The following is a 23,565-nucleotide window of genomic DNA, read 5'->3' on the forward strand; positions in this document are numbered from 1 at the left end:
CGACAGTCTTATACCCGCCTTGCCGAAGTCGCGAGATCCCGCCGTTCCAGATTGAGGAGTCGGCGAACGCGCCATGGACGATAACGACCGTAGGCTTCGCTGGCTGCGCGACGGCCGTCCCGGACAGAAGGGCGCTCTCGAGCATTGCCGTGACTGCAAGGTGGGACATGAAGCCTCCTAGTTTGCCTTTTTTCTCTCGACGAAGAAATCGGCTGAGACAGACTTGGACGGCGACGCAACAGCGATCGCCTGCGAAGGTTCACAAAAATTTGGCACATCAGCTAGAGGTTCTGCGTTCCTCAGTCTGCGACGCAGTGTTTCAGGTACTGCGGCTACCAAGGCACCCCCCTTTATCGCTAACGGTAACTTCCGCGAAATCGCCGATGAGCGACCGCGACATGAACAGTTATTCTTTGAGTCGATGCTTTGCGATTGCGCAGCCCCTGTGTGTCGCGCAGCGGCACAACACACAGGGTAACGGCGTGCCCGGCCAGGCCGGTCGGTCACGCGTCACAGGAAAGGCGATCGCATGGCTGAAGCGAGCTTGGGGCAGACGATCGTTCCTGCGATTGTGCTGATGGGAGCAGCCGTCGTCTCCGTTCCCTTGTTCCGTCGGCTCGGCCTCGGATCCGTCCTGGGCTACTTCGCCGCCGGCGTGCTTGTCGGCCCTTCGGCGCTTGGCTTGTTCAGCGACGCCCTTTCGATTCTGCATTTCTCGGAACTCGGGGTGGTAATGTTTCTGTTCGTGATCGGACTGGAATTGCGCCCCCACAAGCTCTGGGCCATGCGCGGTCACATTTTCGGGCTGGGGCTCGCGCAGGTGGCATTGGCAACGGCCTGCCTCTCTTTGACAGGCACGATCGTCTTCGGTCTACCCAGCCCGGTGGCGTTCATCGCTGGAGCAGGCTTTGTCCTTTCCTCGACGGCTGTCATCATGTCGGTCCTCCAGGATCGCGGCGAGATCTCAAGTGTCGAAGGCCAGAAATCGGTCTCGATCCTCCTATTCGAGGATCTCATGATCGTCCCGCTTCTGGCAGTGGTCGCTTTCTTGTCGCCACTGTCCCGGGAACAGTCGGGCTGGATGGACGCCGTGCGGGCGCTTGCCGCGGTGCTCGTGCTTCTCGGCGTATCGAGATGGGGCCTGAACCCTTTCTTTGCCTTGCTGGCCCGGGCGCGAACGCGTGAAGTCATGACGGCAGGCGCGCTGCTGGTTGTGCTGGGCGCGGCTCTGCTGATGGACGTAGCCGGCCTGACCATGGCGATGGGTGCGTTTCTCGCGGGCGTCATGCTGTCGACGTCCAGCTACCGGCATCAAATCGAAAGCGACATCGAACCGTTTCGCGGCCTGCTGATGGGCCTGTTCTTCCTGGCTGTCGGCATGTCACTCGACCTCTCCATCGCCGCTGCGGAATGGCAGCGTCTGCTGTTCATGCTGATCGCATTCACGGTCGCCAAGGGCCTCGTGGTTTACGTGGTCGCGCAGCTTTTCGGCACCGCTCATCACCATGCTCTGCACCGAACGTCAATGTTCCTGCAGGGCGGAGAATTTGCCTTCGTGCTCTACGCCGCGGCGACCACCGGCGGCGTGATCGACGACCGCAACAACGCGCTGTTCACTACCGTAGTAATTCTCTCGATGGCGCTGACTCCGTTACTCATGATCGCGGCAGATCGTCTTTTGAAAACCAAGGCGTCGATGGACGGCATCGACGTCGCGCAGGACCTGAACGGAAAGGTCCTGATGATAGGGTTCGGGCGCTTCGGACAGGTTGCCTCGCAACTGCTTCTTTCCAAAGGGGTGAGCCTTTCCGTCATCGATACAAGCCCGGACAGCATCAAAGATGCGGCGCGATTCGGCTTCAAGGTATTTTTCGGCGACGGCACCCGTCTCGACACGCTACGTCATTCCGGTGCGGCAACCGCCGACGCGATCATTATCTGCATCGACGATCCGAAAGCCGTCATGCAGATAGTGGAACTTGCACGGCATGAGTTTCCACGCGCCAAGGTTCTCGTGCGCAGCTATGACCGCATCCATTCGGTCGAGTTGATCCGCGCTGGCGTCGATATACAGATCCGAGAGACGGTGGAATCGGCCTATCTCATGGGGCAGGAAGGGCTAAGGGCGTTAGGCTTCGGCGACCCGGATATCGAAGATGCCGCAAAGGACATCCGTCGACGTGACCTCGCGCGCCTCACGGAGCAGGTGCAGGGCGAACATATGTCGGGACGCGATCGCCTTCACATCCAACCGGCCGCACAACCGCCGAACGAAGTCTCGGTTTCGAAATAGAAGAGGCATCGCGTTCGTACGCTCGGAGCCAGGTATAGGTCTGAACAAGGAGTTGAGCCATGCGAACCCTCAGGGTTGCCATCGCAGGTCTGGGGGGCGTAGGGCGAGCGACGGCCGAACTGCTTTTGTCCCGCCGCGCGCGCTATAGGCACATTCACGGAGCGGATGTCCGCCTCGTGGCGGCCTGTGGATCGCAATCCGGCCTGAGTGACGAAGAAGGCCTCGAAGCGGACCGGCTGCAGCGCCTCGAGAACGGGCTTACCGGTCCGGACTTCATCGCGGCAAGCGGCGCCGATATCCTCATCGAAGCCGGGCCGAGCGACTTCCGCACCGGCGGGCCGGGGCTCGCCTATATCGGTTCGTCGCTTTCGGCCGGGCGGGACACCATCGTCATTTCAAAAGGCGCGCTCATTCATAGCGGGCGACGACTGCGTGACCTTGCCAGGGACTCGGGCGCGTATCTAAAGCTCAGCGGCGCGGCAGCAGCCGCTCTGCCGACGATCGACCTTGTAGAGCACAGCCTCAAGGGCTGTGAAGTGCTCGAGGTTGAGGGCATTCTCAACGCCACTACGAACTATCTGCTGGACGCGATGACGACACGCGGGATCGGCTTCGACGAAGCGTTGCTGGAGGCACAGCAAGGCGGTTTTGCCGAAGCCGACCCACGAAATGACACGGAGGGCTGGGATACTGCCTGCAAGCTGCTGATCCTCGCCAATTTTGCCCTCGACGCCGACCTCACTATGGCCGACGTCGCAGTCGAAGGCATCCAGTCGGTGACCGCGGATCGTATCAACGCTTGGCGAAGAGAAGGCCTCGTTCCGAAACTAGTCGGCAGTCTCAAACGATCCGACAACAAATTCCGTGCGGAGGTCGGTATCAAGGCTTATCCGCCTGCCGATGCATTTGCGAACGTGCACGGCAAGGGCAAGGCGATACGCATCACCACAGACGCGATGGGTGAAACAATCGCCATCGGATCCGGCAGGGAACCGCTCGCTACCGCCGGCGCCGCACTAAAGGATCTCGAGCACATACTGACGGCACGGATTCCAAAAACACGGCCGGAGTAGAAGCCATGACCTTTATGAACCGCGGCTCGAAGCCGATTCCCTATGTTGCCTTTGATGATCTCGAGAGGTTGGAAGCTCCTATCGACGCAGTCGGCTATAACCACGTGTGCGAGTGTGCTGCGGAGCGGGATGTCAAGTGGCTTGACCTATCCGGCGCTAGCCTTCCCTTGGCTCCGTATTCCGAGATCGGTTTCCAGTCCCATCCGGTTTCGTCGACACGCGGGAGACCGGAGTGCCGAACGCCCACTGTCGCCGGCTGACCGGCAGCCGGCGACAGCTTCGGCGCGCTATCGCCAGCCGCCGCTCTCGACGCCGTGATCTATGGCAAGTCCGCCAATGGGATCGAACAGTCGAAGATCGACCTGGCCAGATCCCTTATGCTCCGTCTACCGTGGCGCTGCGAGACCTGCCGGCTCTCAATTCGCAAGGCGATACAGTCACGCTCCGGATGGTTGCCGGCTCCTCCACCCAGTCCGCCGCAACGAGGTTCGGTCTTCGGGTCGCACTCGGCGTCCCGCGAAGAGGTCCGGGCGCCGCCTACGTTCGTAAGGCTACGCAGCGGTCGCCTCTCTCCCGCCCGCGAGTGACGGAAGCGGCCTGCCTGACGAGTAGCTTTTTCCGAGGGGCGAGGAACGACAGACGATGCGGACCGCTTCCCTGGAACAGGGAACATCCTGAGATCAGATAGAGGGCAATGCCATGAAACGAACCACTTTCAAGAACGGACACACCGAGGTCGTCGGAAACCTCCATCTTCCACCTGACTTCTACGAAAGCCGTTCGTATCCGGCGCTCGTTCTAGCGACGCCTGGAAGTAGCGTGAAAGAGCAGGTCGGCGCGATCTATGCGGAAAGACTGGCCGCGCGCGGATTCCTGGCCCTGACTTTCGACCCGTCGTATCAGGGCGAAAGCGGTGGAGAGCCAAGGGATTTGGAGGACCCGGCCACCCGTGTCGAGGACATTCATTGCGCCGTCGATCATCTGATGACGCTGCCGTATGTAAGCGAAGAGCAGGTCGGACTTCTGGGCATTTGCGCAGGCGGCGGTTACGCGGTGAACGCGGCCCTGGCCGAGCGCCGTTTCAAGGCGGTCGGAACGGTCGTCGCCAACGATATCGGTGAAGCATTGCGCCGGTTGCTCCCAGACTACCGTCAGACTCTCATGGAGGTGTCCAGCCAACGCACCGTCGAAGCGCGCGGCGGCGGTCTGCGGAGGGATCCTTGGATCCCGGACAGCCTTAAAGAAGCTGAAGACGCCGGAATAACAGACACAGAGGTGCTCGAAGCTGTCGCGTTCTATCGGGAATCACAATACCGCCATCCGAATTCGTCGAACCGGCTGATCTTCAACAGCTACGGTCGCATCCTGAAGTTCGACGCGTTTGGTCTCGTGCCCGATCTCCTGACGCAGCCCCTTCAGGTCATTGTCGGCGGCCGATCAGGGAAAACGGGGCAGTACGAAGCCGGACAACGTCTTTTCGATCTGTCCCCTGCGAAAGAGAAGCATTTTCTAGTCGTAGAAGGAGCAGGCCATTACGACATGTACTACAAAGACATATACGTAAGCCAGGCTATCGCTCGGCTGGCGGAATTCTTTCAGAAACACCTGGTTGATCAGAGCTTCTGATGCGCCCCGGTCATATAGCAGCGCCGCGCCCGAGATACCGACACCGCTTGGACGCACGACGTGCGATCAGCACCTCCGGGCAACTGCGTTCCACATTTTGCGACACAGCTTCGCAGAAAGACGCACTATCGCTTGAGCTACGGAAATGACACTTTCGGCTTTGGCGAGGGTCTCAGCCGGGGTGTGACGCTCGAACGCGGAGATTTCGAGGAGGGCCGGGTAGCCGGAGGAACCGCCGGCCTATTGCCGGGCGCAGTTCGTGCGCCTCAGTGGATCCGCGGCGCATTCCGCCGTGCAACTTCCAAAGGACGATCATGCAGATTGGTATAGATAGCTTTGCAGCCACCCTACCCGATCCTTCGACAGGTCGGGTTCAGTCGGCGACCATTCGGATGGCAGAGCTGCTTGAGGAAGTTGAAGTCGCGGACCGCGTCGGACTGGACGTTTTCGGGATCGGTGAACATCACCGCAGCGAATTCCTCGATTCCGCTCCTGCGGTCATACTGGCTGCTGCGGCGGCCCGCACCAGCCGGATCAGACTGACGAGCGCGGTGACGATCCTGAGTGCCGCCGATCCCGTGCGGGTCTTCCAGCAGTTTGCGACCCTCGACCTCATATCGGGGGGGCGTGCGGAGATCGTCGTCGGTCGGGGATCATTCGTCGAGGCTTACCCTTTATTCGGCTTGGACACGCGTGACTACGATGACCTTTTCGCGGAAAAGCTCGATCTCCTGCTTGCGTTGCAGGAGTCGACGAGTGTCACATGGGAGGGGCGTTTCCGTCCTCCGCTCAGCGGACAGAGCATCTTTCCACGCCCTCATCAACAGAGACTTCCGATATGGATCGGCGTAGGCGGCACCCCGCAATCATTCGCCCGCGCCGGCGCACTCGGCCTTCCACTGATGCTCGCAGTCATCGGCGGAGACTTCGGGCGCTTCCGTCCGCTTGTCGATCTCTATCGCGAAGCTGGTAAGCGCTCAGGGCACAGTGCCGAGACGCTCAAGATCGGTATCCATGCGATGGGTTTCGTCGGCGACACTGATGCCGTGGCCAAGGACGCCTTTTTCCCGGGGTGGGCGTATTTGACGACAACCATTGGGATGGAGCGCGGCTGGTCGCCGCCGACGCGTCAGCAGTTCGAAGCCATGGCGGGGCCGGAGGGTGCGTTCCTGGTAGGTAGTCCGGACACTGTGGCGGCCAAAATGCTGCAGGCGAGCGAGACACTCGGTGGCGTGTCGCGCATCACCTTCCAGATGAGCACTGCCGCATTGGATACCGCGGGGATGAAACGGTCGATAGAACTGCTGGGCACCGAAGTGGCGCCGATTGTGAGAGCAGCACGAGGGACTTGATACCCAGAATCATTCGCATCACGGGGACACTAGATGGACATCGAAGATCTGCGGACCTTTGTCGAAGTTGCCGATTCCGGAGGTGTGTCACCAGCAGCGCGGCGCTTGGGAATTTCCAAATCGATGGTCAGTCGGCGGCTGACCAGGCTCGAGGGCGAACTCGGTGTTCAGCTTCTCGCGCGCACCACCCGTGGCGCGAACCTTACCGAAGCGGGTGTCACGTTCAGGGATTACGCGGCGAAAACCTGCGTCGAGATAGAAATCGCCCGCGAAGCGGTTCTGCCTGAGGGTGACCTGCGCGGGCGCTTGAGGGTCGCCATTCCGCTGACATGGGCTCCGATGCATTTCGTCTCCGTGCTGGCGGACATGGCGCGCCGCCATCCGCAACTTCAGATCCATGCCGAATATTGCGATCGCCAAGTCGATCTTGTAAGCGACGGTTTCGACTGTGCGATCAGGGCCGGCACTCTGGCTGATTCCGACGTGGTCGCCAAGCGCGTGGGCGGGATCTCCTGCAAGCTCGTCGCTAGCCCGGATTACGTCAGGCTTCACGGTTCGCCCGAAACACCGGACGATATCACGAACCACCAAGCATTGCTGGGTGCCGAGGCATGGCGTTTCATGGACGACGACAAAATCGTCACTGTGCAGCCACAGGGTCGTTTTAGCTCCAACAACGGCGCGGCAATCGCCAAAGCGGCGGCCGCTGGCCTCGGTATCGCCTGGCTTCCGGATTGCGTAACCAACATGTATCTCGCGTCCGGCGCGCTGGTTCCGATCATGACCCGCTACCCGCTTCCCGTCGGGGACGTTCATGTCGTAAGGCCGTCCAGTCCGCATCCGCCGCGCAAGGTGCGCATTCTCTGCGAATTCCTGATCGCGTCTTTTGAAAGGCTTCGAAATCCGTCGGATGCAGAGGTCCATCTCGCGACGCCGCCCAGCGCTCCTTTTCTCTAACCAGGGCACCACGGCCTGAAGCTGGGGCGATACTGCGTCACACCAGCTCCCCAGCAACGAAGCACATAGCGTAACTTATATCGCCACAAACAGGAAAGGTGACCGCACATGAGTTGGAACCCCGCAATTGAACCGGGCTGCCCTGACGAGGTGAGCATCGATGCCATTGAGACCCTCATCGTTCCCCGCGCCCGCGACCTGGGTGGCTTCGAAGTTCGGCGAGCCCTTCCCTCTCCGAATCGGCAGATGGTCGGTCCGTTCATCTTCTTCGATCAGGCGGGTCCGGCCGAACTGCTGTCAGGTCAGGGTATCGATGTCCGTCCCCACCCGCATATCGGGCTTGGCACGGTGACCTATCTGTATCGCGGCGAGTTCCACCACCGCGACAGCACCGGAGCCGATCAGATCATCCGCCCGGGCGAGCTGAACTGGATGGTCGCAGGACGGGGAGTAACGCATTCGGAACGCACCACGTCTACCGCCCGCAGCGGCCCCAACAGCATGTTCGGAATCCAGACCTGGCTGGCATTGCCCGAGAGAGACGAAGACATGGAGCCGACGTTCGATCACTATGACAAGGAGGCGTTGCCGGTCATAGAGGACGGGGGCGCCTCCGTACGGCTCATCTTGGGCGACGCGTACGGTCAGACCGCGCCCGCGAAATTGCTTTCCGAAGCATTCTATGCGGATGTTGCACTGAGCCCGGGGAGCCGGCTGCCGTTGCCCGACAACCACGAGGACAGAGGCGTCTACATCGTCGAAGGTTCGATCTCGATCGCCGGACAGCAGTTCGAGGCATCGCAGATGATGGTGTTCCGTCCTGGCGACAGGATTACCGTCGCGGCGGGTGAGCGCGGCGCGCGCCTAATGGTACTCGGTGGCGCAACGCTCTCGGGTCCACGTTACATCTGGTGGAATTTCGTTGCCTCGTCGAAAGAACGTATCGAGGCTGCCAAGGCGGAGTGGCGAGCGGAGAACTGGGGCCAGGGACGCTTCGACCTCCCGGTCGATGATCGTCACGAGCATATCCCGCTTCCCGATTGAGGCCGGAACGCGATCGCCCGGACGCACCAGGCCCATCCAGACAGGCCTTAACCATTCGGCCTTTTCATAACGATTGGACAATCAAATGAGCAGCAAATGGCCCGACCTCGACTACCTCAGCTGGCGTGACACCTGTTCCGCACTGCATCTCTACCTTCAGGTCGTCGGCAAGTACCGCCTGGCGCATACGCCGTGGCTAAATCATTCCTGGAATGCGACCTTCTACATCACGCCTTCCGGTGTATCGTCCTCGCTGATCCCCGATGGCGCGGGCATCGAAGTCACTTTCGACTTTCACGATCATGTAGTGTCGGGTACGAGCGGAGACGGGCGCAAGGCCGCGTTTGCGCTCGGGGAGTCGACGGTCGCGGAAGTTCACGGAAAGTTCACCCGGCTGATCTCCGAACTCGGCGGCACGCCCTCCTTTCATGGTCAGCCGAACGAAGTGGCAGATCCAGTGCCTTTCGCCGAGGATCATCGGGACCGACCTTACGATCGTGATGCCGTCCGGAATTTCCATCAGGGCCTGCTGGCGATCGACAGGGTCTTCAAGACATTCCGGACATCCTTCCTCGGGAAATCTAGCCCCGTGCACCTCTTCTGGGGAAGTTTCGACCTGGCCGTCACACGCTTCTCCGGACGTCCGGCGCCGATCCACCCTGGCGGCGTTCCGGCCCTGCCGGACGACGTGGCCCAGGAAGCCTATGACCATGAGGTATCTTCGGCGGGCTTCTGGCCCGGCGGCGGCGGCATAGACTATCCGGCGTTCTACGCCTATGCCTATCCCGCACCGAGCGGCTTCAGAGCGGCGCCTGTTCAGCCGGATGCGGTTTTCTGGCACGACGGTCTATCCGAATTCATCCTGCCCTATGACGCAGTCCGGACCGCAACCGATCCTGACGCAGCGCTTCTGTCCTTTCTGGTTTCGACCTATGAAGCTGCCGCCAATCTCGGAGGTTGGGACAGGGCTTCACTCGAATGCAGCCACGGCGAGCGCGGCAAAGTGCGAGAGCTGAAGGCACAGGCTCCATGGGCGGAGGCGGCGGTCTCGACGGTCAACGGCGAGGTCGAGCGGGACGACGGCCCGTCGAAGGGACGTTACCGCATCGTGGTCGACGGCGTCGAAGCCGAGATGACCTATAGTCGCGCCGGCGCGGAAATCATCATCATCGACCACACCGACGTGCCTGCGGAGTTGAGGGGCCGCAAGGTCGGTGAGCGCCTTGTTCGTCAGGCGGTGGAGGATGCTCGCCACGAGGGGCTCTCGATAATTCCCCTCTGCCCTTTCGCCAAAGCGCAGATCGAAAGACATCCGGAGTGGCAGGACGTGCTTCGCAAGCAAGCAGGCGTGCGCCGTATTGGAGGATAACATGAACAAGGAATCCAACCTGGTCGTCGAGGCAGACAAACTCCTGATGGCCGCTGTCTACGAGGCGATCGACAACGCTGTCAGGGCGGCCGGGCCCGAACTTCAGGCGGCCGGTTCACGCATCCCGCCCCGCGATTACTTCGCAGATGGCGTCATGCGCCACCTGTTCCTTCGTTTGTGCGGAGCCGACCCGGAAGAAAACACGGGAGGTGATTCCGAAACCGCATGGAAGATTTTGTATGCCGGACGTAGCGTTGCGCGTCGTTGGGAAAGGGAACGCGGCAGTCGGCCGACGTTGCGGATGAAGAAAGACCGCCCGGAGGACATCGAAAAGAACGAAAGTGAGCGCCAGCAACTTGCACTGTCCGCAGAGAACTTCGCCTTGACGACGATCATTCGAGAATTGGTTAGCCACGCGCGTGCATCGGATCCGGAAATCACAGATCGCCTCAAAGCAGCAGTTCACGCACGCCACGCGAGGCTTGAGCCCTTATCCGACACGGACCGCGAGTTTACCGAAAGAGCAAAGCGGTTCGTAACCCTTCTCACCTTTCCGCCGGACCAAGAGCGGTAAGTCCGCTCGGGAATATGAAAGCTGATGGAGTTCGTCATGACAAACAGTTGTCCTGTTCTTACGCCTTCCGAAAGAAAGATCGTCGACGTCATCAAGAGTGCGGACAAGGCATTGGCTGACGCGGTGTGTCGGGCTTTGGAAGACGCGGTTAAGACAGCTGCCGAAGAGATGCGCGCAGTCGGACAGGAAGAATCCGCCCCGGCAATGCAATATTTTGCGAGCGTAATCCACCAGAGAATGTACTGTTTGATGTGTGGTGCAGATCCAGACACGCTGAAAGGCGGCGATCCCGAAATCGCTTACCACGTCATCCGGAACAGTCAGAATATCGCCAGGCACTACTGGTCGGCGGATATCGAACCATACCCGCCAAAACCTGTGTGATCATTCCCACGCATGCGTCTCAGCAAAGGTATCGGGTTCGGGCCAACACGAGAGGGCAGATCTTCACCTTCGCGGGCAGGAAAAGCCAGCCTTTGGAGGCGGATCGCCAGAAAAAAGCCGCTTCTCGGGCGGTCTCTGGTGTGCTGAACACGCACAAACCCGCCACGCTACGTGCGCGGCATCATTATCGTGACGTTAATTGGGCTGTGGTTCATCACTCCACTACTTATCACTTCGTGAGCGTTCCGTGGAGAGGAACTCTATTATGCATAAACCGACACTGCCATAGGGTGGAAGCAGACCGGCTAAGCGGATCGCTCGGCCTCGCCGTTCCGCGGGCTTCCAAAGCATTCGATGAGCATCTCTGTTAGTACGCTCACTTTTCTCGTCGGATATCGACCGGGCGGTCTTACAACGAAGATGGCGGCTGGCGGGATTGGATAACGCGTCATGATTGGCACCAAGGCGCCTGACGAGAAGTGATCGGTGACGAGCGGCTCCGGCAGATACGCGATTCCGATCCCGGCCAGAGCGGCCGCTACCAGCGATACGCCGTTGTCTGCGACGAACCGTCCCGGCGGCCGTAGCGTCACGATCTTGTCGCCATCCATAAACTGCCAGGTTTCAGCCTCCCGCGACACGATCTGGTGGTTCAAGATCTCGTCCGGCCGCTCGGGAGCGCCGTGAGCTTCGATGTAGGCCGGGCTAGCAACGAGCTTTCCAAACAGCGGCCCAATGCGTCTGGCGACCAGATTGGAGTCCTGCAGATATCCGACCCGTATTGCGCAGTCGAAACCCTCTCCGACAAGATCGACGAAGCGGTCGGTATACGACGAGTTGATCTGGAGCTGGGGGTGCCGTGCAGCCATCTGGGACAGCACGGGAGCAAAGTGCGTCGGGCCAAAAGACAGTGGCGCAGCGACCCTCATACGACCTCGGAGCTCGCCAGCCGGCAGGATCGTCTCCCGCGCTACATCCAGTTCCGCGGAAATACGAGCTGCGTATTCCTTGAAGGTAGAACCTGCTTCGGTAAGCGCTAGTCCTCGAGTCGTCCTCGCGAGTAACTGTGTGCCGAGCTCCGCCTCAAGCTGGGTAATTCGCCGGCTGACCATGGATTTGGAAATGCCCAATCGCAAGGCTGCAGACGATACGCCGCCTGAATCGGCGACCTCGACGAATATCCTTAAATCCTCGATTTCCATTCGGCGTTCCCTGACCCGCAACACAGCGTCACAAGACCGAGGACTACCGGACCGCACTGTATAATGAAAGAGTAAATCAAGCGCACCCGATGTGAAGGTGTCCCTCGCGTAAGATCTGAACGAATTGCCAAAAGACGACAAACCTATGACCTCGTAACGTCGTCGAATCTTCCCTTCGCCCCGGAGATCGCCGTCCCGTTCCGCACGATTATCAGCGCTATCGGCTGACCGAACTTCACGAACATGATCTTCAGGCTGTCGTCGACGATTGGGCGGTCCGAGCTGATGAAAACGTTCGCGTTCAACAATCCTCGCCGGCGTAGTCGAGGATCGACGCTGCAAGCCCAGCAAGATTACCACCGAAGTCTTTTGTCGGCATGCGGCAGCGACCCATAGGAAATGATGATGCGAATCGCGAAATTGGGCATATTCAACCTTGGAAGCGTGTGGCACGACGCCGGACAAGGTAGTAAGCAGCGGTCGAGACCCGCCTGCTTTGCGCCTTGGGCAAGGAAGCTGAGCTTATCGCTAATCGTCCTCGTCCTCTGTCAAACGGGTCAAGAGTCCGCATTCGCTGGCGAAGAAGCGTCCTTGGCGAAGAGGCCCACGATGAAACTCGACCGATCGCAGGAAGACTGGTCGCTTCTCGCGGATCCGAATTTGCGGACCCAGCCGCTGGATCGCCTCAAATATATTCCGTTATTTCCTTTCGATCCCGACAGCTATATTTCTCTGGGTGTCAATATCCGAGAAGTCTTCGACGTCAGCGATGCGCCAGCTTTCGGAACCGTGGCGGTTAATCCAGAAGATTCCTTTCTGCTGCAGCGCGCACAGTTCCATATCGACGTCCACCTGAATGAAAACTGGCAGTTGTTCACCCAGTTCGAGGATGTCCGTGCGTTCAACAAGACGGCGATAGGTCCTAACGACGCGAACCGAACTGACCTTCGACTGGCATTTGTCGGTTACCAGCAAGAGACCGACGCCGGAACGTTCAGGGCAAGAGTCGGCCGTCAGGACTTCGCGTTCGATCTAGAGCGGTTTGTATCCACACGCGATGGTCCGAACGTGCGCCAGTCCTTCGATGCGATCTGGGCCGGATGGGAAACGGACCAGTGGCGCTTCTATGGACTTGTCAGTCAGCCCGTACAGTACCGAGACGACCGGTCTTTCGACGACCGGTCAAGCAGCGCCCTGCGGTTCAGCGGCGTCAGGGTCGAGCGACAGCTGTCTCCGACGACGGAGGCTTCCGCCTATTACGCGCTTTACCAACGTGACGACGCCGGCTTCCTCACCGCTTCAGGCGACGAAGACAGGCATGTGCTCAACATTCGGTCGGCCGGAACCTATGCCGGTTTCGACTGGGACGCGGAAGCGATGGGCCAGATCGGACAGGTCGGATCAGCCGACATCCTGGCATGGGGTTTGGGAGTACGAACCGGCTATACCTTCGAGGCGGCTTCAATGTCGCCTCGGATCGGCCTGCAGTTCGACTTGGCTTCTGGTGACAGGAAAGCGGATGACGGCAGCCTTGGCACCTTTAATCCGCTGTTTCCAAACGGTTTTTATTTCTCGCTCGGCGGGCATACCGGTTACACCAACCTTATCCACCTCAAACCGTCGATCACGGTTAAGCCGACAGAGGCGTTGACCCTGATGGCCGGTGTCGGACTGCTGTGGCGGCAAACGACGGACGACGCGGTCTACACGCTGCCGAGCGTTCCAGTCGCCGGAACCGCGGGCATGGGAACATCTTGGACAGGGTCCTACCTGCAACTGAGAGCCGACTACAGGTTCAATCCGAACCTCACTGGCTCACTTGAAGCCGTCCATTACCAGGTCGGCTCCACGCTTCAGAATGCGGGAGGCCATGACAGCAATTACTTTCGAGCGGAAATGAAATATGCATGGTAGCGGACGGACATCGATGAGAAGTTTTACTGCGGTCATATGTCTCCGCGTTTATTCAGCCGTTTCGCCGATAAGAGAGGCCTCGGATGGTTAAGGCATGGTCAGTCGAATGGCCGGAAGGACTGCTTCCGGGCGATGCGGCTTGGGAAGAGATCACCAGGCAATTTGCCGACGCCGAGAACGACATCCTCATAACGAATGAGATGCCATTTGGCTTCTGGCAGCCAACGCGGCGTCCTTTCGATGTCCATGCTGCACGAGAATGGGCTGCGCTGCACGAGCGAGCTCTGGATACATTGTCTCGTCTCCCGGTCGCCGCGGTGATCTCCTCGCGCCCCGTCTTTACCGGTAACCGCTTGGTGAACGAGGGATTTGTGCTTATCGAAGGTCGATACGATTTTCTTCACCAGAAGCACTACTTTCCGTCCGAAGCCGGCTGGGAGGAAGAATCTTGGTTCGAGCTGCAGCGCCCTGGTTTCGATGTGGTCAAAGTTGCCGGGGTCAAGGTCGGAATGTTGATATGCACGGAGTTGATGTTCGTGGATAAGGCACGACACCTCGGAAAGGCCGGTGCCGATCTGATCGCGGTGCCGCGCGCGACCGGCGTCGATCACCGCATGTGGAAGACTGCCGCAAGCATGGCCGGCATTGCGAGTGGGGCTTGCATCGTGAGTTCCAACCGCGTCGGAAGTCGTCCAGGGAGCAAGCTCGTTTTTGGGGGCCGCGGGTTTACCGTCGATTCTGACGGCTTCGAGGTCTCCACAACATCTGCCGAAAAGCCGTCGATCGCCTTGGAGATCGACTTGACGCTCACCTCTGCCGCCAAGTGCAGATACCCGGTATATGTCAAGGAACCAGACCCCACCGATTCCATCGTTCCTACCTTCAGGACTGCGTCATAGGGAGGTTACCACCCCACTGTTCAGTTCCGCACCGGCTGTCCTGCCAGCGGCGCAAGGCCATGTCGTGAGCAGATCGGAACTACACCGAACGGGGGCTGGTCGAGCTTACTCGCTTTCAGCGAGGAAAGACGCGATATCATCATATCCGTAGAGGAGGGCCAGCTGGCTCGGTTTCAGACCGGCATGGCTTTCCAGGTCCAGACGCGCGCCTGCGGCGATCAAGGATCGCACGGCGTTTAGATGGCCGTGCCACACGGCGTCGTGAATTGCCGTCAGGCCATTGTAGGGTCCCTGCGCATCTACGCGAGGGGTTGGCGTTTCGCTCCTGGTGGAAGCAAGCATCTCGATGACATTCGCATGGCCGAAGTAGGCCGCCTCGTGGTAAAGGGTACCTTTCATGAGACCGACCGGCTGCTCGATGTCTGCTCCTGATTGCCGAAGGAGGTCAACAATTGCCGTGTGCCCCTCGCGCGCTGCGATCCCCACGGGAGTATAGTCATCGTCGGGGGTCCCGATAATTGGCATCCTCTGATCGACGTCGATCCCCGCGGAGATCAATCGCTTCACTCCCTCATAGTCACCCGCTTTGGCTGCTATTACGAGACCGCATTGCCGGACGAGATTTTCATCAGCGTGAACCTTGTCCCGGATCACGCGCGCGATCGCTTCGAGTCCGTCGCTTTCCGCAAGGTCTAGCGCTGTCTGACCCCAGTGGTTTCTGACGCCCGGTCTTGCGCCGTATGCTAGCAGCGTCCGCACCCCACCTTCCTGTTTATGGAGAACCGCGTCCATCAACGCCGTATGTCCCAATATGGGCGACTGTAGATCGACGAATGCGCCGTTCTCGAGAAGTAGGACAATGACGGCAGCATCCCCGGATTGAGCGGCCTTGTGAAGCGCCGCTGCGCCCATGCGTGGCTCAAGGAGCAGCGCGTCCGCCCCTGCAGCCAGCAGCAGTTCCACCATCTGCGGCTGCCCCAACCCGGCCGCGATCATCAGCGGCGTGAACCCTTCAGCATCGCGATCGTTGACTCCCGACGCCGACCGAATGAGGCTCTCAGCCCTGGCAAGATCGCCGGCGCGTATTGCGGACAGCAGTTCCATGTCAGATCTCGCTTCGAAAATGGTCTTGAAGGAACTTGCGCAACTCCGCATTGAAGCGGTCTGCCGCTTCGTGCTGCACCCAGTGACCGGTGCCGCCCAGACGAACGACGTCGACCAGCCCCGGCCAGCTTGCGCGCAGGTCATCCATTTCCGGGTTGTCCGAATGGAAGAACTTACACAGACCATCGTCTGCACCCCAGACGTACAGACTTGGCTGCCGGATGGGGGCGTTCTTGAAAGCGGACAGTAGTTCGAAGTTGCGTGGAACCGCACGGTAGTAGTTTAGGCCCGTTTCAAACCCCGACTGGGCGAACGCAGCCACCGTGCGACTGAAATAATCGGGATCAGCCCAATGTGGAGGGGCCGTAGGCGCGGGCCGTAGCATATGCTTTGCCGGATCTATAGGATCCCAGCGCTGTTCCGGCGGAGGGCTGGCTGAAAGCCAGTGAAGGACGCTGGCGATACTCCTCTTTGCAGGCTCGAATCTTTTCCCCGTATCCGGCTCGTCGAAAGCAAGCGCGTAATACCGCTCGCCCAACCCGCGCGCGCGTAAACTTTGGTTGAGGCTTTCTTCGCCTCGCGGCGCATAAGGGATGCTAACGCTGACGAGCGCCCGGAACCGATCAGGCCGCATCAGCATCGCCTTCTGGGCATGATCCGCTCCCCAGTCATGGCCCACAAGGGCGCAAGCGGGTATTTCCAGGGCATCGAGAAGACCAATAAAATCGCCGACGATATGCGGAGATGTGTACTGTTCGATCTCCGGCGGAGAATAGCTTGCGCCAAACCCGCGCATGTCAAGTGCCACGCCCCGGTATCCTTGTTCGGCAACCGCGCTGAGCTGGCTCCGCCAGGTGTCTGCCGTGTCGGGAAAGCCGTGAGCGAAGAGAACCGCCGGCCCCTGTCCTTGCTCGAGTACGCGAAAGCGATTTCCACCGAGGTTGATCATTCGCTCTGATACATCGCGAATGCGAGCGGCGTATGCTGCCATGAATTATCTCCTCGAAGGTTTACTGGCGCGGTTTGGAGGCTCCGCTTTTATTAGACGAAGCCGCTTTCGCCTCCCTCGTGAGGAGGATCCTGCACACTTCCCCCCACCGTTGATTGAGACCCGGCGAGGGCCACTGGAAAGGCACTGAATGATGACCCCACGACTGTAAAACGGTCAGGTCATTCCGCACGCCCCGCCGACTGTCGCGGACTGGGCGGTAGTTGATTGAACCACTTGAGTACGGACGCACCGTTTGATTACGCTCCGTTCACTTCGGCAGCGGGATCGTCGACGCGAAGGCATAGCGCGCGATCTTCCATTTGTCGTCGCCCTTTCGGAAGATGAACAGTTCGTGGTTGGCATCGGGAACTCGCTGGTTGGCCGCGATCACGGTCACGTGTCCCCTCGAATTCGTACGGACGAAAGCCCAGTCCGGAGAGACCTGCACGACCTCTTCGACCATCAACTCCGTGTCGAAACTGATCGCCTGGAAGATGCCGTCATAGGCCGCCCGGATCGCGTCAGCACCGACGGTCGCAGGGCTGTTCGGTGCCATGAAAACGCCGTCGGACTGGAATACCGACAGAACGGTCGCGGTGTCTGAGGCGTTCAGTGCGGTCTCGTATGTCTGTAAGACGTCCTCGATCTCAGCCTGCACGAGGGCGTCTATGAGGGACTGCTTGAGCCTTTTCATCACTTGATCTCCTTGGCGATCGAATCCTGATAATAGCCATGACTCATCTTCTGATCAGACCTATGCTTGAGAGCATCAACGGCTACGGTCTGGATTGGGAAGTGCAGCCGTCGTAGAGTTTCAACCAGCGAGGCACTCGCTGCACACGAAGGAAATCAGGCCGATAAAGCTCAGGTGAGCAAGTTCGATGCGGCTTCCAGACGCGACGCGGAATAATGGAAGTGCTCACGGCTTCCCACTTGTTACATTCAAGCGGCGCGGGTGATCGGCCCGCCGCCCGACTGCGGTCGAGAAACGGTTTCGACGAAGTAGAAGAGCAGAAAAATCTTTTGATTCTTCTCACTTCTCGCCGTAGTAGGTGCCGAAATATTTCACGGGCGACCAGGTCGGAAGGATCGGCGGCAGTTGGGGCGTCAGCGCGCTATAATCCTTCGCACCGTATACGACCCTCCCGTCCATCACTGTCAGAACGGACGAAACGGACTTAATTTCCTCTTCCGGCACGGAAAAATAGTCCCTGTCGAGAATCGCGAAATCCGCAAGATTGCCTGGTGCTATCTGGCCCATTTCGGATTCCGTATTCATGAACCACGCGGCGCCGGTGGTGAATAGTTTCAGCGCATCGGTACGGGAAAGGCGGTTGTCACTCGCTAGAGCTTCGGATCCGGACACGGACTTTCCAGAAACCATCCAGCTTAACGCGACCCATGGATTGTAAGTCGCCGCCCGGAAAGCGTCGGTGGTCATTGCCAGAGGGATACCGCTATCTTTAAGCTTGCTCAGGCGCGGGGTGTACAGCGCCTTCTCGCGGCCATATGTCTTGATGAACCCATCCGCGTGCAATGCCATCTTGGCGTCCAGGGCAATACCACCGCCTAAATTCTTCACCCGCTGGATGTTCTCAGGGCTGATGGTTTCGGCGTGTTCGAGACTCCATTTCAGACCGTCGAGCGGGATCGTCGCGTTCACCTCTTCCAGCGCGTCGAGGAACGGAGTGATGTTCTCGTTATAGGTAATGTGCAAACGGAACGGGACGCGCCGCTTGACGAGCTTGCTGACATCCTGCTCGACAAAGCGCTTCATCGTCTCCGGCTTTATGATCACCGCAGGACGATCGAAGTTCTCATGATCGTGAACTTCTCCACTCAGAACCTCCCCTGCGCCTCGATATTCGTGCCCGTGTTCCAGAGTGGGGTGAAGGTTTTGGCCCGTGCTTATCGGCGCGGTTTTCGTGATCGCCTCGACTTCCAGATCCACCATGTTCACAGGCCCCCCGTTGCCGAGCTGCAGGTCCACAAACGGCATGCGCACGTTGAGACGGTTGTCTCGCGCGAGGACGTCGACTCTAGCCTGGGCCTCCGGATAGGGCCACCTGCCTCCGTTGTCGATGATCGAGGTCACGCCGAACCGATTCAGGCCGTGGATGCTGCTGATCATCGAACTGACCTGTTCGTCGAACGTGGGCTGCGGCACCATGCTCTCAAGTGCGAGGAACAACCACGTGTAGCCACGGACCACGCCGGTGAAGTTACCGCGGTCATCTCTGTCGAACTCGGTGTCCGGCACCTTCGGAAACCGGTCGGTACCCACGCCAAGAGTTTCCATAGCCCGCTTGTTCAAGAAGGCCTGGTTATAAGCGTACTGCACGATCAGCGGGCGGTCGGGCACTGCCTTCTGCAGTTCTTCCAAAGTCGGGAAACGGTTCTCCTCGAACTGGTAGGGGGACCAGCCGCCGATCACTTTGACCCACTGTCCCTCCGGCGTGCGCGCGGCCTGTTCGCTCAGCATCGCCAATCCCCGTTTGAGAGATGGAACTCCGTCCCACCGAACGTTGTAATTGTAGGCCAGATCGTTGAGGACGTGAATATGGGCATCGATGATACCGGGGATCACTCTCCGGCTCCGTGCGTCGACCACCTTGGTCGCGGAGCTCTTCAGAGCGAGGATTTCCGCATCCGAGGCGACGGAATAGATCCGGCCGTCCTTGACAGCCAATGCCGAGGCTTCAGGCTGCGCACGGCTTCCAGTGAATATCTTGGCGTTAATGACGATCAAATCGGCACCACGCTGCTCCTGCGACGTCTGCGCATGAGCGGCGGAGAAACTTGAAACGGTTGCCAGCGCAATCAAGATTCTCTTGATGCTCTGGAATTCTCGCGACTGAGGTCCCGGTTCGCGGGCGGTGATCGGTATGCTCTTCCGAGCGTGCGATAAATGAAGACGTCTTGCGACGCCGTTACGGAAGGTCATGGAGCATATCCTCTATTGCTCGTGCGCTGAGGCGCAGCCACCAGGCTTACGTTGCGGGAAACCCTGCGAAGAGAACCTGTCACCCTATTCAGCAACTCGATAGCCCATGACCGCGTAACTCTGTGTTGCAGGAAAAGGAACGGCAACTGGTGCCGACCTGCGTAACCTAGCGCGAAGATTTATCGCCACTTGGGCTCGGGCAGTTGAGGGCCCACGGGTTTCGGCAGAGCTTCTGCCAAAATGGATGGCGGCTTCGTGGGCGGCAAGTTTCGAAGGCACAGGCGCCTGCCAATGTGCTTCGTACAAGACTTACTTGAAGAATGGCCATGAAGGTCGCGTGCGTAGGCGTGACTATGAGACCCGACATTGCGTTTCTCCGGATCAGGAACGACACGACGTCACCGCCCGTGCAGCAGGCGACGGTAACGTTCCAACTTTTGCAACTGTCTTTTGCACTTGTGGGGACTATCCGTCGGCGGCTACTGCCGTAGATTAATGCGGTGAAGTCGGATCCGAGTGCTACTTCTCGTCTGCGAATAGCCGGTCCGCGAACTTGATCAATAGTGGCCTGCCCAGCGTCCGTGTGATGTTTCCCACAAAAACTAGAACGTTACCGAGATTGAAAAGGCGAAGGACTCACGAGCGCGCTTCACCAGCGGTGATATCACACGGCTCGAAGGCGCTAGGCCAGCACACCCGTCCACGTTCAATCCTGCCCCGTAGAGGATAATCATGACAACCAGCAACAGTCGCGAATCGGAGTACCCGATTGACGTACTTTTTCTCAATCGCTGGTCTCCCCGCGCCTTCACCAACGAGACGATGCCGGAGAGGGATTTGCTGACGATCCTGGAAGCCGGCCGATGGGCGCCGTCTTCGTCTAACCATCAGCCTTGGCGGTTCGTCTACGCACTGCGCGGCTCGGAAGACTGGGAAAGATTCCTTGGCCTGCTGATCGAATTCAACCGCAGCTGGGTGAAGTCCGCCGCCGCTCTGGTGTTTGTCCTTTCGCGAACACACACGGGGGAGCCTAGCTCGGCCGACCAGAAGCCGATTTATAGCCATTCGTTCGACACTGGTGCTGCCTGGGCGTCAGTCGCGTTACAGGCACACCTGTCAGGTTATCAAGCGCACGGCATGACCGGTGTCGACTTCGACAGGGTGCCCGAAGCTCTCGGTGTTCCGGACGGGTTTCGCGTCGAATGCGCCGTCGCCATCGGCAGGATCGGCGACAGGAACCAACTGCCCCAGGGTTTGCGCGAACGCGAGGTTCCGAGCCCGCGCAGGCCGCTTTCGGATCTGGCGTTCAAGGGGAATTTCGCAGCGAAGTAACTCAAAGGTCCGAGCAGGCAGCCGGTGTCAGGTATCCGGACTGGAGACAGTGCTTTATCGGCTTGTCGAGTTTCCGTATCCGATGTTGTCCATCTGACGTCGGAATCTCACACCGACCGAAGTAACGATAGGATTTCCATGTCAAGGCACGTCAGTCGTCTCCACCACGTGGGTATCGTCGTCCAGAACCTGGAGGCAAGTGTTACCTGGTATTTGGATCATCTCGGGTTCGAGCACCAATCCAGCTTCAATCTGCCTGGCGCGGAGGTGGCGATGATTGCTCGAGGGCACGCCCGGCTCGAACTATTCCAGGTGGAGGGAGCTGCGCCTATGGCGGACCAACAAAAAGAGCTTGAGACGGTCCTTAATCTCGGTGGCGTGAATCATTTCGCTCTGGTTGTGGAAGATCTCGATGGGACTGTCGCCGCTCTCGCGGCAAAAGGCGTCGAGATCGTCATATCGCCGTCCCGTGTTCCTGATCAATCGGGCGATCGTTTCGCGTACATTCGCGACAATGAAAGAATGTTCGTGGAGTTGTACCAATCGGCGTCTTGACGTTTCCGCGGCGTCATTTCTGGCTCTGGCAGTGATCCGAGGCCGGGTTCCCATTGCCAACAACCTCCCGGGAGCCGCGGGCAAGGGCGCAGCTCGACCGTCTCCGGGACATTCACAAATCGCGCGCGCCTTCTCAGGCGCGGCCGTCGAGCTCGTTCATAGATTTACGATCACTCTCACGGACGGTGAGATTCGCAAGAGCCGCCGCCGGTCCGTCGACCGCCGCGCGAGCCTTCGCCCACGCGGAGAGATCTTCATGGAGCGCCGTTCGAAGCCAGGCGAGCGTCAGGCGTTTTGTGGCTTCCAGTACGTCAGGCGCTTCAATCTCGGTTTCTTTCGCGTCAATTCCGGCAATGCCGCCCAACCCATGCCCCACACCGCGCATCATCAAAAGGGCGTCCGCGCCAGGACCATCGTGAAATGCGTCCGCGTGCCACGCCGGTCCTCTGGTCGTAAAATGCGGATCGTCGCCATCCCCGCACACGACGAGGCTGCGGGTGCTTAATCGCGAGAAGTCGACGTCGAAGAACGGAAAACGTGTGGCGTTCGATCCGGTTAGATCCTTTCCACCGCGCCCTGGAGCCGCCATCAGTATGCCGGCACTGATGCGTGGATCGGAAAGATCCTCCCCGCCAATCCGCGCGCCTAACAGCAGCCCGACGGTGTGGCCGCCAAACGAATGGCCGGCCGCTGCGATCCGTGAGCGATCCAACTGTCCTGCAATCGCAAGCGCCTGGCGTTCGACATCAGGCAGACGGTCGAGGATCACCTTCATTTCCTGAACGCGCTCACGCCAGAAAAAGGGCGCACCCGGAGCATCTGCCGGCAGGCCACCGACGCGGGAACTGGCATGCGTCGGCTGTATGACCGCGAAGCCGCGTTCAGACCAGAATTGTGCAAGCGGTGCGTAGCCGTCCTTCGAAGGGATATAGTTGGACGGGCCGAACCCATGCGACAGTAAAACGATCGGAAAGCCACCACCGCTGGCAGGAGCGGTTAATCGCAGTTCAAGCGGTTCACGACCGTCCATCGGCAGACGGATCGGGCTGTAGGAGACCGTGAGCACGGCTTCAGGGGTTGGGATGTGACGGGCGAGGTCGATCAGATTGTTCATTTCAGATTTCCGTGCTCGGCCAGGTCTACGCGTCGGTTGGCCGCGTGGTGCGCCTCGCGAAACCATGTTTGCGCATCCGCGCCTGCTGGAGCTTTCATCGGCGCGTTCGGCTCCGTGACCGCGCGCCAGACAGTATGCGCCACATCCTCCGGCGTCGTGAATTCGGTGCCGGATCGTAGTGTCTTGAGATAATCCTGAACGAACGCAGCATATGGTTCGGGAATATCCATGCCCATCCGGGCGACTGCGTTCTTCCCGAAACCAGTCGTGGGGGCGGAACCGGGCAGGACCAGTTTGGCTCGCACTCCAAAAAGAGCAGTCTCCAACGCTAGACTTTCGGTGAACGCGTTCAACGCGGCCTTGCTTGCCGAGTAGACCGAAAGCGCGGGAAGCGGCCGTATGGTGACACTCGAACTGACGTTGACGATAACGCCTGATCGACGCTCCCGCATCAGCGGAAGAACTGCCCTGGTCATTGCCATCGCGCCGATGACGTTCGTCTCGAACAGCTCGCGGATCTTCAACACGTCGGCACCTTCCAGGACGTTGAGCATGCCGACCCCGGCATTGTTGACCAGAGCGTCGATAGGTCCTGCGGCATCGACGGCTAGTTGGATGCTCGCCGCGTCGGTGACGTCCAACGCGAGAATTTCCAGCTGGTCGCTAGGCGGGAGAAGGTCATTGCGTGGTCTGCGCATCGTTGCAACAACGTCCCAACCTTTGGACAGGAACGTGTTTGCAATGGCGAGACCGAAGCCGGAAGAGCAACCGGTGATAAGGATCTTTGGCATGTGGTGCCTCCTGTATATTCGACTGGCGTGAAGATGGACTGTCCTTC

Annotated in this window: 20 protein-coding genes; 13 read left to right on the forward strand and 7 right to left on the reverse strand. The window is 59.5% G+C overall.

The window, feature by feature from the left end:
- Positions 1–529: 529 nt before the first annotated feature.
- The 9 genes from A6U98_RS12035 to A6U98_RS12080 all read left to right on the forward strand — a co-directional run bounded on the left by A6U98_RS12035 (position 530) and on the right by A6U98_RS12080 (position 10,672).
- Entirely contained in the window at positions 530–2,293 is a 1,764-nt protein-coding gene (locus A6U98_RS12035) for a monovalent cation:proton antiporter-2 (CPA2) family protein (protein ID WP_064649980.1), read from the forward strand.
- A 59-nt stretch (positions 2,294–2,352) separates the two neighbouring features.
- Complete coding sequence (locus A6U98_RS12040; protein WP_064649981.1) at positions 2,353–3,366, forward strand: homoserine dehydrogenase; 1,014 nt, start codon at positions 2,353–2,355, stop codon at positions 3,364–3,366.
- A 699-nt stretch (positions 3,367–4,065) separates the two neighbouring features.
- Positions 4,066–4,992 carry an alpha/beta hydrolase gene (locus tag A6U98_RS12050; protein ID WP_064649983.1) on the forward strand — a complete coding sequence of 309 codons (927 nt, stop codon included), beginning with the start codon at positions 4,066–4,068 and terminating at the stop codon, positions 4,990–4,992.
- 314 nt (positions 4,993–5,306) lie between these two features.
- Positions 5,307–6,344, forward strand: coding sequence for an LLM class flavin-dependent oxidoreductase (locus A6U98_RS12055; RefSeq protein ID WP_064649984.1), 1,038 nt, complete (start codon positions 5,307–5,309; stop codon positions 6,342–6,344).
- A gap of 33 nt (positions 6,345–6,377) precedes the next feature.
- On the forward strand, positions 6,378–7,301 hold the full coding sequence (locus A6U98_RS12060) for a LysR family transcriptional regulator (protein WP_064649985.1): 924 nt from the start codon (positions 6,378–6,380) through the stop codon (positions 7,299–7,301).
- Positions 7,302–7,409: 108 nt separating this feature from the next.
- Complete coding sequence (locus A6U98_RS12065; protein WP_064649986.1) at positions 7,410–8,345, forward strand: pirin family protein; 936 nt, start codon at positions 7,410–7,412, stop codon at positions 8,343–8,345.
- Between the two features lie 85 nt (positions 8,346–8,430).
- Entirely contained in the window at positions 8,431–9,714 is a 1,284-nt protein-coding gene (locus A6U98_RS12070; protein ID WP_064649987.1) for a DUF5996 family protein, read from the forward strand.
- Between the two features lies 1 nt (position 9,715).
- Positions 9,716–10,288, forward strand: coding sequence for a hypothetical protein (locus tag A6U98_RS12075; protein WP_064649988.1), 573 nt, complete (start codon positions 9,716–9,718; stop codon positions 10,286–10,288).
- Between the two features lie 36 nt (positions 10,289–10,324).
- Positions 10,325–10,672 carry a hypothetical protein gene (locus A6U98_RS12080; RefSeq protein WP_064650086.1) on the forward strand — a complete coding sequence of 116 codons (348 nt, stop codon included), beginning with the start codon at positions 10,325–10,327 and terminating at the stop codon, positions 10,670–10,672.
- Positions 10,673–10,977: 305 nt separating this feature from the next.
- Here A6U98_RS12080 and A6U98_RS12085 read toward each other — a convergent pair whose 3' ends face one another.
- Positions 10,978–11,874 (reverse strand): LysR family transcriptional regulator, encoded by an 897-nt coding sequence (locus tag A6U98_RS12085; RefSeq protein WP_064649989.1) that lies wholly within the window; start codon positions 11,872–11,874, stop codon positions 10,978–10,980.
- A gap of 531 nt (positions 11,875–12,405) precedes the next feature.
- Between A6U98_RS12085 and A6U98_RS12090 the strand changes: the two genes are divergently transcribed.
- On the forward strand, positions 12,406–13,788 hold the full coding sequence (locus tag A6U98_RS12090; RefSeq protein ID WP_245304519.1) for an alginate export family protein: 1,383 nt from the start codon (positions 12,406–12,408) through the stop codon (positions 13,786–13,788).
- Between the two features lie 83 nt (positions 13,789–13,871).
- A complete protein-coding gene (locus A6U98_RS12095) occupies positions 13,872–14,687 on the forward strand; it encodes a nitrilase-related carbon-nitrogen hydrolase (RefSeq protein WP_064649990.1) in 816 nt (271 codons plus the stop codon).
- A gap of 105 nt (positions 14,688–14,792) precedes the next feature.
- On the opposite strand, the gene A6U98_RS12100 is transcribed toward A6U98_RS12095, so the two are convergent.
- From A6U98_RS12100 to A6U98_RS12115, 4 genes are all read right to left on the reverse strand, one after another.
- The gene (locus A6U98_RS12100) at positions 14,793–15,791 is read right to left on the reverse strand and encodes an ankyrin repeat domain-containing protein (protein ID WP_064649991.1); all 999 of its coding nucleotides are present in this window, start codon (positions 15,789–15,791) and stop codon (positions 14,793–14,795) included.
- 1 nt (position 15,792) lies between these two features.
- On the reverse strand, positions 15,793–16,782 hold the full coding sequence (locus tag A6U98_RS12105) for an alpha/beta hydrolase (protein WP_082933891.1): 990 nt from the start codon (positions 16,780–16,782) through the stop codon (positions 15,793–15,795).
- Between the two features lie 268 nt (positions 16,783–17,050).
- Entirely contained in the window at positions 17,051–17,476 is a 426-nt protein-coding gene (locus A6U98_RS12110; protein WP_064649992.1) for a nuclear transport factor 2 family protein, read from the reverse strand.
- 339 nt (positions 17,477–17,815) lie between these two features.
- Positions 17,816–19,726, reverse strand: a complete 1,911-nt coding sequence (locus A6U98_RS12115) for an amidohydrolase (protein WP_082933892.1) — start codon at positions 19,724–19,726, stop codon at positions 17,816–17,818.
- A gap of 732 nt (positions 19,727–20,458) precedes the next feature.
- Between A6U98_RS12115 and A6U98_RS12120 the strand changes: the two genes are divergently transcribed.
- A complete protein-coding gene (locus tag A6U98_RS12120; protein ID WP_064649993.1) occupies positions 20,459–21,058 on the forward strand; it encodes a nitroreductase family protein in 600 nt (199 codons plus the stop codon).
- Between the two features lie 138 nt (positions 21,059–21,196).
- Positions 21,197–21,613, forward strand: a complete 417-nt coding sequence (locus tag A6U98_RS12125) for a VOC family protein (protein ID WP_064649994.1) — start codon at positions 21,197–21,199, stop codon at positions 21,611–21,613.
- Positions 21,614–21,746: 133 nt separating this feature from the next.
- Here A6U98_RS12125 and A6U98_RS12130 read toward each other — a convergent pair whose 3' ends face one another.
- Entirely contained in the window at positions 21,747–22,727 is a 981-nt protein-coding gene (locus A6U98_RS12130; RefSeq protein WP_064649995.1) for a dienelactone hydrolase, read from the reverse strand.
- On the reverse strand, positions 22,724–23,518 hold the full coding sequence (locus tag A6U98_RS12135; protein ID WP_064649996.1) for an SDR family oxidoreductase: 795 nt from the start codon (positions 23,516–23,518) through the stop codon (positions 22,724–22,726). The genes A6U98_RS12130 and A6U98_RS12135 overlap by 4 nt, the downstream gene beginning before the upstream one ends.
- Positions 23,519–23,565: the final 47 nt, after the last annotated feature.

Source organism: Rhizobium sp. WYCCWR10014 (genome assembly GCF_001657485.1).
In the GTDB taxonomy this organism is placed as follows: Bacteria; Pseudomonadota; Alphaproteobacteria; order Rhizobiales; family Rhizobiaceae; genus Rhizobium.